We start from the raw sequence: 13,242 nt of genomic DNA on the forward strand, positions 1-13,242 counted from the left end.
CTACCGCTTTAGGCGAACCTATTAATAAGGTTCGCCTTTTTTGTTCTTTTTCAGTTGGTGAAATTGGCATTAGGAGCGCTGAAGATCTAATCTAAGAGCTGAAATAGGGCGGCGAGTTTAATATAAAGCGAATCAAATGTAGGGTTGAATAGCTTGGTTCCGTAAGTTGTATTAATCTTGTGAAGATACTGCGTACTTAATTTGTTCGAAGTCAAAACCGCGGTACTGAAGGTAGCGTGATTGTTTGGCTTTTTCTTTGAAGTCAGTACTGATTTCTTCTCCGAATTTTCTTTCCTTGAGTTGCTTTGCTAACTCAAACCAATCTACATTGGCTTCTGACAGAGCTGTTTTTGCTAATTCGCTATTGATGCCTTTTTGTATGAGTTCTTGCTGAATGCGGTTTGCCCCAAGAGGTTTGCTTAGTCGGCTTCTTACAAATATTTCAGCAAAGCGCTCGTCGTTGAGATAGTTCATTTCTTCAAGGCGTTCAATTGTTGCGTTGATCTCCTCTTCCTCATGTCCTCTTGTTTTTAATTTGGTGGCTAGCTCTTTTTTGCTGTGCTCTCTGTGACTTAGCAGTGACAAGGCTTGGTCGAATATGGATGTCTGATGCTCTTTCATGTCTGTATCTCTGCTTAATCTTGGTTGAGAGGTTATTTTATCAGCTGAATGAGGTTTTTACATTTCGTTTCTAATAAACTGCTTTTTTTCTATTTAATAGTTTTTTATTCTTTTATATGTCGATAAATAAGATGATAAAACTACATATCTTGTGTGATTATGGGTGATATGACTTTGTATTTATTTGAGGTTTTTCTATGCGTGTTTGCGTTTTGGGTGCGGGTGTTGTTGGTTTGACGTCAGCCTATTATCTGGCGAAAAAAGGTTTTGAGGTGACGGTGGTTGATCGTCAAGAAGGTGTGGCTCTTGAGACGAGTTTTGCTAATGCAGGGCAAATTTCACCTGGCTATTCTGCACCTTGGGCCGCGCCTGGCATTCCACTTAAGGCTATTAAATGGCTAATGCAAAAACACGCGCCATTAAAAGTTAGTGCTGATCCTGAGCTTAAAAAACTCGCTTGGATGGGCAAAATGTTGGCGAACTGTAATGAAAAAGCCTACGACGTGAATAAGTCTCGTATGGTGGCATTGGCTGAGTACAGCCGTGACCAGTTCATTGCGATGCGTAAAGATATCGGTATTAAGTATGACGACGGGCAAGGTGGTTTGACTCAGTTATTTCGTAAGGATGAGCAAGTTGAAGCGTCTGAAAAAGATATCAAGGTGCTAAAAGCCTTGAATGTCCCACATCAAGTGTTAACGCCAGCACAAATATTAGAAGTTGAACCTGGACTTGCTCCGGTAATTGATAAATTTAAAGGTGGACTTCGTCTAGTCGGAGATGAAACTGGCGATTGTTTTGTTTTTTGCCAGGAGCTGAAGAAACACTGCGATGAATTAGGCGTTAAATTTAAATTTGGCGTAGCGATTGAGCGCTTGGTTGTAGAAGGTGATAAAATACGCGCCGTTAAAACCGATCAAGGTGACTTCGAGTTTGATAATGTCTTGGTGTCCATGGGGAGTTATTCAAAAGAGTTACTAAAAGCGATCGATATTTCTATTCCTGTTTACCCTGTGAAAGGTTATTCCTTAACTGTGCCAATTACGGATGCGCAGTTTGCTCCTATTTCTACGGTGATGGATGAAACTTATAAAGTTGCAGTGACTCGACTAGGTGGTCGTATTCGTGCTGCAGGGACTGCTGAATTGAATGGCTATAATCTTGATTTGCCAAAAGTACGTACAGAAACGATTACGCATGTTGTTCATGACTTGTTTAATCAGGGTTGTGAGTTGTCCCAAGCGGATTACTGGACAGGACTTCGTCCAATGACACCAGATGGCACGCCTGTTGTTGGGCGTACAGGTATTGATGGGTTGTATTTGAATACGGGGCACGGAACATTAGGTTGGACGATGAGCTGCGGTTCTGCGGCGGTGATCGCAGATATTATGTCTGGCGATAAAACCGATATCGATTCGCAAGATCTTTCCGTACAACGTTATAAGTAATAAAACGCTTTAAAAGTTTAAGGGGTAAAAATGGCAAGGCCACTCACGGCAACGGTAGATTTGGAGGCGATTTTACAAAACTATCGTTATGCAAAAAAGTTACAGCCAACTTGTAAAGCGTTTGCTGTTGTTAAAAGTAATGCGTACGGACATGGTGCGGTTGAGGTATCACGTTATTTAGATAAAGAAGTAGATGCTTTTGCAGTGGCGGCGATTGAAGAAGCAATTGCTTTACGAGAAGCAGGTATTGTTTCTCCTATCTTATTGTTGGAAGGTGTATTTGAAGGTGAGGAGTGGGCACTATGTGAAAAGCATGGTTTTTGGTCTGCTCTAGAAAATGCTCAACAACTTGATGAGCTACAGGCTAGCCATGCCAAAATTGAAAAGGTTTTTCTGAAGCTAGATTCCGGCATGCATCGTCTTGGTGTTGATAAAGAAACTGCGCCAGTGTTTGTTTCGGCGCTAAAAGACAGTGGTCAAGTGGGAGAGGTCGTTTTAATGACGCATTTCTCTTGTGCGGATGATCTGTCAGATTTAACGACTATGCAGCAATTAGCGTATTTTGAACAAGCCCGTCAGTCGATTGGTGAGATTGAAGCTAGTGTTGCTAACTCTGCGACAATCATGAAATGGAGTGTGCCTGAAGGTGGTTGGATTCGTCCGGGTATCATGTTGTATGGGATTTCTCCTTTTGCCGAGGTGAGTGGTCGGTCGATAGGCTTGCGTCCTGCGATGACCTTATCGTCAAAGGTAATTTCAACACGTAAACTTAAGCAAGGTGATAAAGTCGGTTATGGTCTTGGTTATGTGGCCGCTGAAGATCATGTATTGGCTACTGTTGCAGTGGGTTATGGTGATGGCTATCCTCGCCACGCAGTAAATGGCACCCCGTTGAAAATCGATGGAAAACCCGCTTCCCTAGCTGGCCGTGTGTCCATGGATATGATTACGGTACGTATGCAAGATCTTGCTGATGAGCCTGCAATGGGTCAAGAGGTAGTGCTTTGGGGTGGTGATGTGCCAGTCGAAGAAGTCGCTGATTACGCTGGTACTATTGGTTATGAGCTAGTGACCAGGATGACCTCGCGACCTCATTATCGTTATATTCGCGGTGAAGGTTCTCAGTAATGCCTTTCTAAAAATATCAAACAAAAGTAGGTTTACATCCGTAAATTCTACTTTTGCTTAAGTTATGCACAAAATAAGCTTTAAATTACTGCGGTTTCTTTTGAAAACACCTATCCTTTGCGTGTACTATTTTGTGCTTTTCGTTGCATCGAGTCGGCACATGTTAATCTGCCATTCACGCAATCCAATTCGTCCAGAAAAATAGAGATAGAGACTCATCCCATTATGAAGAGTTCTGAGTTACGCCAGTCATTTTTATCGTACTTTGAAAGTAAACAGCATCAGATCGTGGAATCCAGTTCATTGGTTCCTGGAAATGATCCAACCTTGTTGTTTACCAACGCTGGTATGGTCCAGTTTAAAGATGTGTTTTTGGGGGAAGATATTCGTCCATATTCACGAGCAACGACGTCTCAGCGTTGTGTTCGAGCGGGTGGTAAACACAATGACTTAGAAAACGTCGGTTATACCGCGCGTCACCATACGTTCTTTGAAATGTTGGGTAACTTCAGTTTTGGTGATTATTTCAAAAAAGATGCGATTCATTATGCGTGGGAGTTTCTGACCGTTGTGTTGAAACTACCAACAGAAAAACTGTTGGTAACCGTTTACGCAGATGATGATGAAGCCTTTGATATTTGGAACAAAGATATCGGTCTTCCTGTAGAAAAAATCATCCGCATTGGTGATAACAAAGGTGGCCGTTACCAGTCTGATAATTTTTGGGCGATGGGTGACACTGGTCCTTGTGGGCCTTGTACTGAAGTGTTTTATGATCATGGTGAGCATATTTGGGGTGGGCCTCCAGGTTCTCCTGAAGAGGACGGCGACCGTTTCATTGAAATCTGGAACGTTGTTTTTATGCAATTTAACCGCTCTGCTGATGGCACTATGGCGTCATTGCCTAAGCCTTCTGTTGATACTGGTATGGGCTTAGAGCGTATTGCGGCAATTTTGCAAGGCGTTCACAGTAATTACGAAATAGATTTGTTCCAAAATCTGATTAAAGCCGCGGCGCAAGTTGTCGGTACTCAAGATTTGAGTGCGCAGTCTTTGCGTGTTATCGCCGATCACATTCGTTCTTGTTCCTTTATGATTGTTGATGGCGTGATTCCTTCCAATGAGGGTCGTGGTTATGTCTTGCGTCGTATTATCCGTCGCGCGATTCGTCATGGTAATAAGCTTGGTCAAAAAGGCGTTTTCTTCCATAAATTGGTGGAAGCACTTGATGTCGAAATGGGCGAAGCTTACCCAGAACTAACCAAATTAAAAGAACGTGTCGCTGCTATTCTGTTAAAAGAAGAAGAGCAGTTTGCCAAAACGCTTGATCAAGGCATGAAGATTCTTGAAGAAGCCATTTCAGGATTGGGCGATCAAAAGGTTATTCCAGGTGAAACTGTCTTTAAGCTTTATGATACTTACGGCTTCCCTGCTGATTTGACTAACGATGTGGCTCGTGAAAATGGGCTAGAAATTGATGAAGCTGGATTTGAAGTGGCGATGGATGCGCAGCGTGCGCGGGCTCGTTCCGCTAGTAATTTCTCTATGGATATGTCTGGCTCAGTTTCCGTTGATGGCGCAACTGAGTTTACTGGTTACTCTAATTTGAACGGTCAGAGCGCGGTTGAGCAAATTATTGTTGAAGGTGAGTCTGTGTCTTCATTGCAGGCTGGCCAAACGGGTTTGGTTGTTTTAGCTGAAACACCTTTTTATGGTGAGTCTGGTGGTCAGGTAGGTGATCAGGGCTGGCTGCGTGGGCCTGCGGCTGCAAAAGTGACCAACACGACCAAGCAAGGCAAGGTGCATTTGCATCATGTTAATGTGCGTGAAGGCACATTGGCGGTTGGTGATTTGGTTACCACGGAAGTGGATCGTTCGTTGCGTAATGCTACCGCGCTTAATCACTCGGCAACTCACTTGTTACACGAAGCTTTGCGCCGAGTATTAGGTGACCATGTTCAGCAAAAAGGGTCTCTGGTAAATCCTGAGCGCTTACGTTTTGATTTCTCTCACTTTGAAGGAATGACTGCTGCTGAATTTGAGCAAGTAGAGGACATGGTTAACGAACAGGTTCGTTTGAATCATGAAGTTGTTACTGAAGTTATGGATATTGATTCAGCTAAAGCAAAAGGTGCGCAAGCTTTATTTGGTGAAAAATACGAAAGCCAGGTACGTGTTTTAACTATGGGGGCAGATTACTCCATCGAGTTATGTGGTGGTACTCACGTTTCTCGTACAGGGGATATTGGCTTGTTCAAGATTGTTTCAGAAGGTGGTATTGCTTCTGGTGTTCGCCGAATAGAAGCGTTGACAGGTAAGGCTGCCATCGATGCGACGCGTCACACCGAAACTGCATTAGGGAAAATTGCTGGTTTGTTTAAAGCCAGCAAAGAGGCGGCTCTGGATAAAGTTGTAGCCTTGAATGATCAAGCCCGTGCATTGCAAAAAGAATTGGATGTGCTGAAGGGTAAAATGGCGGCTTTAGCTGGAGCTGATTTGGCTTCTCAGGCAGTGGATATCAATGGCGGTAAGTTGTTGGTGGCTCAGGTGGAAGTTGAAGATCCAAAAGCTTTGCGAGATTTGCTTGATGAACTAAAGAGCAAGCTGGAATCTGCAGTCATTTTATTGGCTGCAGTGAATGATGGCAAAGTAAGCCTGATTGCTGGTGTCACCAAAGAATTGACTAAAAATGTGAAGGCGGGAGATCTTATCAAGATGGTTGCGCCTTATGTTGATGGTAAAGGTGGTGGTCGTCCAGATATGGCTCAAGCTGGCGGTAATAATCCGGAAGGCTTGTCTGCAGCTCTTGAGTTAGTCCCTGGTTGGGTTGCTGAAAGAGTTTAACTTGAATCATTGCTTAAAAGCTTAGGTATCGGCTTTTTTGATTTAAATAGTGGAATAATTATGGCGTTGTTAGTTCAAAAATACGGCGGCACCTCGGTAGGCACAATAGAGCGTATCGAGGCTGTTGCGGATCGAGTGTTAAAGCATAAGCAACAAGGTGATGACATAGTGGTTGTGGTTTCTGCAATGAGTGGGGAAACCAATAGGTTGATTGATCTTGCGAAGAGTATTAATCCTTCACCGAGTGCACGTGAAATGGATGTGCTTTTGTCGACCGGAGAGCAGGTTACTATTGCGCTTTTGTCTATGGCATTAATGAAACGTGGTCTTGATGCTCGTTCCTATACAGGCTCTCAGATTCGTATTACAACTGACAGCGCTCATGGTAAGGCTCGAATTCAAAAGATCGATACCGAAGCAATGCGCGCAGATTTAGACGCTGGACGAGTGATTGTTGCGGCGGGTTTTCAGGGCGCGGATGAGTTGGGCAATATTACGACATTAGGTCGAGGTGGTTCTGATACCACTGGTGTTGCGCTTGCTGCTGCTTTGAAGGCAGATGAGTGTCAAATCTATACCGATGTGGATGGTGTTTATACGACGGATCCTCGTGTTGTAGATAGCGCTCGACGTTTGGATAAAATCACCTTCGAGGAAATGCTGGAAATGGCTAGCCTTGGCTCGAAGGTGTTGCAAATTCGTTCTGTAGAGTTTGCGGGTAAATATCAAGTGCCACTTAGGGTGCTGTCGAGTTTTGTTGAAGGTGAAGGTACGTTGATTACAACTGAGGGGAGTAAGGGTATGGAGCAGCCAGCGGTTTCTGGAATTGCGTTCAATAGAGATGAAGCAAAATTAACATTGAAAGGTGTTCCTGATATTCCGGGGATTGCTTCTCGTATTCTTGGCCCAATTAGTGATGCCAATATTGAAGTAGATATGATTGTTCAAAACGTATCTGTGGATGGTACAACAGATTTTACCTTTACCGTGCACCGTAATGAATACGATCAGGCTTTGTCTACCTTGAATATCATCGCGAAAGAGCTGGGAGCGAGTGCTGTTCTTTCTGATGCCAAGATTGCTAAGGTGTCTATTGTCGGTGTAGGTATGCGCTCTCATGCGGGTGTAGCCAGTACCATGTTTAAAGCTTTGGCTGCGGAGTCTATTAATATTCAGTTGATTTCTACTTCTGAAATAAAAGTGTCTGTCATTATTGACGAGAAATACATGGAGCTGGCAGTTCGTGCACTGCATTCTGCTTTTAAATTGAATGAAACTGCATCAGGTGTTCGAGAAGCTTAACAATTGGATACATAAAACCCTGTAGTTATGGATGGTTTAATTGTTATTGAGAGGCTACAATTAGTTTTGTAGGAATTGCCCTACAAGACTTGTCGGGCAATTCATCTTAATAAATGGTTAAAAGCAATTACAGGGAGATATTCTTATGCTTATTCTTACTCGCCGTGTTGGTGAAACTTTGATGGTTGGTGATGAAGTTTCTGTCACTGTTTTAGGTGTAAAGGGAAATCAAGTGCGTATTGGTATCAATGCGCCTAAAGATGTGTCTGTTCACCGTGAAGAGATTTATCTTCGCATCCAAAAAGAACAAGACGATCAAATTTCTGAAGATTAATTTTTAAAAAAGTCTTTACAAGACAAATGTGTCGTATATAATGCGCCCCACTTGTTACGGAGAGTTGGCCGAGTGGCCGAAGGCGCGCCCCTGCTAAGGGTGTATGGGTTAACACTCATCGAGGGTTCGAATCCCTCACTCTCCGCCATTTCAAGTTTGTCTTTTGGAGACTATCCTCTCTAAATAAAAAAAGACTGGAATTATCGATATGCACCCGTAGCTCAGCTGGATAGAGTACTCGGCTACGAACCGAGCGGTCAGAGGTTCGAATCCTCTCGGGTGCACCATTCCAAAGAAGCATTTTAAAGCTATCCTCTTTAAAATGTGGTTGTAAAAAATATTGCTATGCACCCGTAGCTCAGCTGGATAGAGTACTCGGCTACGAACCGAGCGGTCAGAGGTTCGAATCCTCTCGGGTGCACCAATATTAAAAATGATGTTATGTCATATCTTTGTAGATGTTTTTTTCAAAGTAAGATTATAGCTACGCACCCGTAGCTCAGCTGGATAGAGTACTCGGCTACGAACCGAGCGGTCAGAGGTTCGAATCCTCTCGGGTGCACCATCTCCTTTCTAAAGTAATTTCATTTTTTTAATTCCCTTTGTATTCTTTATTTATTCATTATTATGTTTTTCTCATTGCATCATTGAATGTGCTTGTTAATTCATTCACGCTTTTGCAACGTCGTAATGTTTGAAGGTTTTCTTTTATTTCTTCGAATTCGAATCTTAAGTGCCCGCACCATTGTTTTAGCCTGCCTAGTGTGGCAACTTCGTCATAATGTTCTTGTAGTTCTCTGCTGTAGCTAATGAAGAGCCTGTTTAGGTTTGTTGTGTCGGCTGTGCTTTCTTGTCCATTAAGTTCTTTTCTTATTTGTTGGAAAACAAATGGATTGTTAAGTGATCCTCGCCCAATCATAAAATGTTGACAACCTGTGATTGATTGGCAGCGCAATAAAGATTTTGTATCTGTAATGTCTCCATTAGCAACTACTGTCATTTTTGTTTTGGCTTGAATTTCGCCTATTTTTTCCCATCTTGCAGGTGGCTTATAGCCATCTTTCTTTGTGCGTCCATGTATTGTGAGTGTACCAACACCGGCTGCCTCAATGGCGGCAACGTTATCAAAGAGTAGTGCTTCATCTTCGAAACCTAAGCGGATTTTTGCTGATACAGGAATGTCGCTTGGTAGTGTGTCTCGAATTGCGCTCATGATGTCATAAAGTGCTTCAGGGGTTTGTAATAAAACAGAGCCACCGCCGTGACCATTTACGCGTTTTGCTGGGCAGCCGAAATTTACATCAATATGTTTTGCGCCAGCTTTAGTGGCATTAAGAGCGCTTTCTGCCATAAGTTCTGCGTTGCTGCCGAGTAATTGAGTGTGAACTGGGTGGTTGTGTGTTGTTCGTGCTTTATTAGTGTTTTCTGGAACGAGGTGTTTGAATGTGGCTACGGGGATTGGGTATTGAGTGACTCGGATGAACTCTGAGACCAAATAGTCCATGCCGCCAGTTTGTGATAGTAACGCTCTCATTGTGTGATCCATGACACCTTCCATAGGTGCAACGGCCAGTACAATGCTGTTATTGGTTGGGTTCTTCAAGGTGCGGGTCGCTTTTAGGGAATTGTTCACGAAATAAGTCTAACTGTTATGCAATAAAAATATGAAACTGTTCTGGTTTGTGGTAAAAAACTAACTATCAAAAATAAACAGCGTTCTTGGGTGTGCATCTGATCACATTAGGTCTGTACAAACAAGACGAGAAAAAAAGGTGATGATGCTATGAATGGGCTGCTAGAAGATGGTGTAGGGTTGATGGTGTTAGGGATGGGGTTTGTATTCCTGTTTTTGGTGGTATTAATTTTTGCAACCGGCTATATGTCGCGATTGCTTAATCATTTCTTTCCTGAAGCGCCTGTTGCCGTAACATCAAAGCCAGCTTCTCAAAAACTTTCTTCTTCTGGTGTGGATGCGCAAATGACAGCGGTTATTACGGCTGCTATTCATCAACACAGAAACAGTAAAAAATCTTAACTTTCTAATACTAACTTTTTTAATTTCTTTGAGGCTGAAACATGACAACAACAAAGCAACCTCTTGGCATTACTGATGTCGTTTTGCGTGATGCTCACCAATCTTTGTTTGCAACACGTATGCGTATTGACGATATGCTTCCTATCGCAGAAAAACTTGATCAGGTTGGTTTTTGGTCGCTTGAATCTTGGGGTGGCGCAACATTTGACTCTTGTATTCGCTATATCGGGGAAGATCCTTGGGAGCGTATTCGTGAATTGAAAAAAGCTATGCCAAAAACGCCTCAGCAGATGTTGTTGCGTGGGCAGAATTTGCTTGGCTACCGCCATTATGCCGATGATGTGGTGAATAAGTTTGTTGAACGTGCTGCTTTTAATGGTGTAGATGTTTTTCGGATCTTTGATGCGATGAATGATCCGCGTAATTTGGAGACGGCGATTAAAGCGGTTAAGAAGCAAGGTAAGCATGCTCAAGGGACGATTTCTTATACTAAGAGCCGAGTTCATACCACAAAGAACTGGGTGGATTATGCGAAAACGCTTGAAGATATGGGTGCTGACTCGATTGCGATAAAAGACATGTCGGGTATTTTGACGCCATATGATGCCTTTGAATTGGTGAGTTTGCTAAAAGCTCAGACTCAGTTAGAAGTACAATTACATGCACATGCGACTTCCGGTTTGTCTGATATGACGATTCTGAAAGCGGTTGAAGCCGGAATTGATAGGGTTGATACAGCTATTTCTTCTATGTCGATGACATATGGTCATAGTGCGACAGAATCTGTGGTTGCTGCGCTGCAGGGTACAGATAGGGATACAGGCTTAGATTTAGAATTATTAGAAGAGATTGCTGCTTATTTTCGAGAAGTAAGAAAAAAATATGCCAAGTTTGAAGGCTCTCTTCGCGGTACTGATTCTCGCATATTGATTGCTCAAGTGCCTGGCGGCATGTTGACTAACATGGAAAGCCAGCTTAAAGAGCAGGGTGCGGCAGATAAGTTTGATGATGTTTTAAAAGAAATTCCTAAAGTGCGTGAAGATTTGGGGTTGATTCCACTAGTTACACCTACTTCTCAGATTGTTGGTACTCAGGCGGTTTTGAATGTCCTTACAGGTGAACGATATAAGTCTATTTCAAAAGAAACGGCAGGTATTTTGAAGGGTGAGTATGGTGCCGCTCCTGCTGAATTTAATAAAGAGTTGCAAGCGCGAGTTCTAGGTGGGGCAGAGGCGATCACTTGTCGGCCAGCAGACTTATTGTCACCTGAAATGGATAAATTGACAGAAGAGTTACTTGGTCTTTCAAAAGAAAAAAATATTCGGTTGTCTGATGATCAGATTGATGACGTTTTAACGTATGCCTTGTTCCCTCAGATAGGTCTTAAATTTTTACAGAATCGTGGTGACGCAAGTGCTTTTGAGCCAGCGCCGACGCTTGATGATGTTGCTGATAGTAAGCCTGCTGCTGTAATTGCACCTTCTAGTGAGGCGAGTGTTTATACAGTTTCTGTTTCTGGGCAGAGTTTTGTTGTTCAGGTATCAGAAGGTGGTGATGTTAATAATATTCAGCCCGTTGCTAATATTCAAAGTGCTCCAGCTCAGGCATCTTCGGCTCCTGTAGCGTCCTCTGGTGAAGATGTTCCTTCTCCGTTGGCGGGTAATATCTTCAAAGTGCTTGTGTCCCCAGGTCAGAAAGTTGAAGAAGGCGATACTGTGATGATTCTTGAAGCAATGAAGATGGAGACAGAGATATCTGCGCCTAGCTCCGGTGTTGTTGGTTCCATTAATGTAAAAGAAGGTGACTCCGTGCAAGTTGGTCAGTCACTTCTTACTTTGTAGTTGAAGGAATCAATCGAAAATGGAAAACAAATTATTAAATCTTTACCACGACACAGGGATTTACCAGCTGGAGCTTGGTCAGTTAGTAATGATCTGTGTTGGTTTGTTGTTGGTTTATCTGGCAATCAAAAAAGGTTTTGAGCCGCTTCTATTGTTGCCTATTGGTATTGGGGCGGTTCTAGTCAATATTCCAGGTGCAGGTTTTATGGCTGCGCCGGTTTATGATGCAACTGGACATATGGTTTCTCCTGGCGGTCTTCAATACTATATCTATCATGGTGGTATTGAGACGGGATTGTTTCCATTGATTATCTTTATGGGGGTTGGGGCTATGACGGACTTTGGTCCTATGCTTGCTAACCCAAAAACATTACTGCTTGGGGCTGCTGCTCAGTTTGGTATCTTTGCCACGGTTATTGGGGCGGTTTTATTAAGTGCGTCTGGCATTATGGATTTCTCATTAGCGGATGCTGCGGCAATTGGTATTATTGGAGGTGCGGACGGCCCGACGGCAATTTTCGTTGCTAGTAGATTAGCTCCTGATTTGCTTGGTGCAATTGCTGTAGCGGCTTATTCCTACATGGCGTTAGTGCCACTTATTCAGCCGCCAATCATGCGAGCGCTAACAACTAAAGAAGAGCGTTCAATTAAGATGGAGCAGCTTAGGCCTGTTACTAAGAAAGAGAAGATTATCTTTCCAATTGTGGTGACTATTTTGGTTGCGATGTTTTTACCATCTGCAGCACCTCTGCTTGGAATGTTCTGCTTTGGTAACTTGATGCGTGAATGTGGGGTTGTAGATCGTTTAAGTGATACTTCTCAAAATGCCTTAATTAATATCGTAACCATCTTCTTGGGTTTAGGTGTTGGTTCAAAGTTAAGTTCAGAAGCTTTCTTGAATTTAGAAACGCTAGGGATTTTGAGTTTAGGTTTGATTGCATTTTCTATTGGTACGGCCGCTGGCGTATTGATGGCGAAGTTAATGAATAGATTCTCTAAAGACGCCATTAATCCATTGATCGGTGCTGCTGGAGTTTCAGCCGTTCCTATGGCTGCGCGCGTAGCGAATAAGGTTGGTCTTGAAGCGAATAAGCAAAACTTCTTATTAATGCATGCTATGGGTCCTAACGTTGCTGGTGTTATAGGTTCTGCGGTGGCGGCTGGCGTAATGCTGAGTTACGTTGGTGGCTAGTTTTAGTTACTGAATAAAGCTATTTTTACAAAAAGACACTTCGGTGTCTTTTTGTCTATTTATGGCTCGCTGAATAAAATTCAAATTAATTTAAAAAAATGAAAAAAAGAGCTTGCGCTAAAACTTCTAGGCTGTATTATACGCCTCCACTGACACGGACAACGACGCAAACAAGAGTTTGCCACTTACTAAGGTAAGAAGTTGAACGCTGCATCAGACGCTCTTTAAAATAGATAATCAGATAATTTGTGTGGGCGCTCGCTGGAGGCTTCAGAAGATTGTCCGGATTAGTTTTTAACTGATTCGAGATGATCAAAAAAATTGAAGTCTTGCGAAACGTCTAACACGTCAATTCGCTTTATGTTGTTTTGTTGTTCTTCGGGACGATGAAATGATTAAGTTATTGTTAGTGTAATAGATTTTGAGTAAGCAAACTTTTTAACTGAAGAGTTTGATCATGGCTCAGATTGAACGCTGGCGGCAGGCTTAACACA

10 protein-coding genes and 4 tRNA genes are annotated in these 13,242 nt (G+C 42.8%); 12 read left to right on the forward strand and 2 right to left on the reverse strand.

The genetic code is table 11. The features are described 5' to 3' along the window. Nucleotides 1–171 precede the first annotated feature (171 nt). The gene (gene recX / locus B6N13_RS10635; RefSeq protein WP_012071298.1) at nt 172–621 is read right to left on the reverse strand and encodes a recombination regulator RecX; all 450 of its coding nucleotides are present in this window, start codon (nt 619–621) and stop codon (nt 172–174) included. A 197-nt stretch (nt 622–818) separates the two neighbouring features. Between recX and B6N13_RS10640 the strand changes: the two genes are divergently transcribed. From B6N13_RS10640 to B6N13_RS10680, 9 genes are all read left to right on the forward strand, one after another. Next, nucleotides 819–2,072, forward strand: coding sequence for a D-amino acid dehydrogenase (locus B6N13_RS10640; RefSeq protein WP_169459329.1), 1,254 nt, complete (start codon nt 819–821; stop codon nt 2,070–2,072). 30 nt (nt 2,073–2,102) lie between these two features. Further along, a complete protein-coding gene (gene alr / locus B6N13_RS10645) occupies nt 2,103–3,200 on the forward strand; it encodes an alanine racemase (RefSeq protein ID WP_169459330.1) in 1,098 nt (365 codons plus the stop codon). A gap of 225 nt (nt 3,201–3,425) precedes the next feature. Next, on the forward strand, nt 3,426–6,044 hold the full coding sequence (gene alaS, locus B6N13_RS10650; protein ID WP_169459331.1) for an alanine--tRNA ligase: 2,619 nt from the start codon (nt 3,426–3,428) through the stop codon (nt 6,042–6,044). Between the two features lie 60 nt (nt 6,045–6,104). Further along, nucleotides 6,105–7,346 (forward strand): aspartate kinase, encoded by a 1,242-nt coding sequence (locus B6N13_RS10655; RefSeq protein WP_012071294.1) that lies wholly within the window; start codon nt 6,105–6,107, stop codon nt 7,344–7,346. 145 nt (nt 7,347–7,491) lie between these two features. After that, a complete protein-coding gene (csrA, locus tag B6N13_RS10660; protein ID WP_012071293.1) occupies nt 7,492–7,680 on the forward strand; it encodes a carbon storage regulator CsrA in 189 nt (62 codons plus the stop codon). 58 nt (nt 7,681–7,738) lie between these two features. Further along, a tRNA-Ser gene (locus tag B6N13_RS10665) sits at nt 7,739–7,828 on the forward strand. A gap of 62 nt (nt 7,829–7,890) precedes the next feature. Beyond that, nucleotides 7,891–7,967, forward strand: a tRNA-Arg gene (locus B6N13_RS10670). A 60-nt stretch (nt 7,968–8,027) separates the two neighbouring features. Continuing rightward, a tRNA-Arg gene (locus tag B6N13_RS10675) sits at nt 8,028–8,104 on the forward strand. 64 nt (nt 8,105–8,168) lie between these two features. Then, a tRNA-Arg gene (locus B6N13_RS10680) sits at nt 8,169–8,245 on the forward strand. Nucleotides 8,246–8,305: 60 nt separating this feature from the next. Here B6N13_RS10680 and B6N13_RS10685 read toward each other — a convergent pair. Continuing rightward, nucleotides 8,306–9,313, reverse strand: a complete 1,008-nt coding sequence (locus tag B6N13_RS10685) for a tRNA-dihydrouridine synthase (RefSeq protein WP_169459332.1) — start codon at nt 9,311–9,313, stop codon at nt 8,306–8,308. Between the two features lie 150 nt (nt 9,314–9,463). Between B6N13_RS10685 and B6N13_RS10690 the strand changes: the two genes are divergently transcribed. The 3 genes from B6N13_RS10690 to B6N13_RS10700 are packed head-to-tail and all read left to right on the forward strand — an operon-like array spanning nt 9,464 to nt 12,748. Further along, complete coding sequence (locus tag B6N13_RS10690; protein WP_012071291.1) at nt 9,464–9,715, forward strand: OadG family transporter subunit; 252 nt, start codon at nt 9,464–9,466, stop codon at nt 9,713–9,715. A gap of 41 nt (nt 9,716–9,756) precedes the next feature. Next, nucleotides 9,757–11,556 carry a sodium-extruding oxaloacetate decarboxylase subunit alpha gene (gene oadA / locus B6N13_RS10695; RefSeq protein ID WP_169459333.1) on the forward strand — a complete coding sequence of 600 codons (1,800 nt, stop codon included), beginning with the start codon at nt 9,757–9,759 and terminating at the stop codon, nt 11,554–11,556. A 19-nt stretch (nt 11,557–11,575) separates the two neighbouring features. Then, nucleotides 11,576–12,748 (forward strand): sodium ion-translocating decarboxylase subunit beta, encoded by a 1,173-nt coding sequence (locus B6N13_RS10700; RefSeq protein ID WP_012071289.1) that lies wholly within the window; start codon nt 11,576–11,578, stop codon nt 12,746–12,748. Nucleotides 12,749–13,242 lie beyond the last annotated feature (494 nt).

This window comes from Marinomonas sp. UCMA 3892 (genome assembly GCF_012726345.1).
Lineage (GTDB): Bacteria > Pseudomonadota > Gammaproteobacteria > Pseudomonadales > Marinomonadaceae > Marinomonas.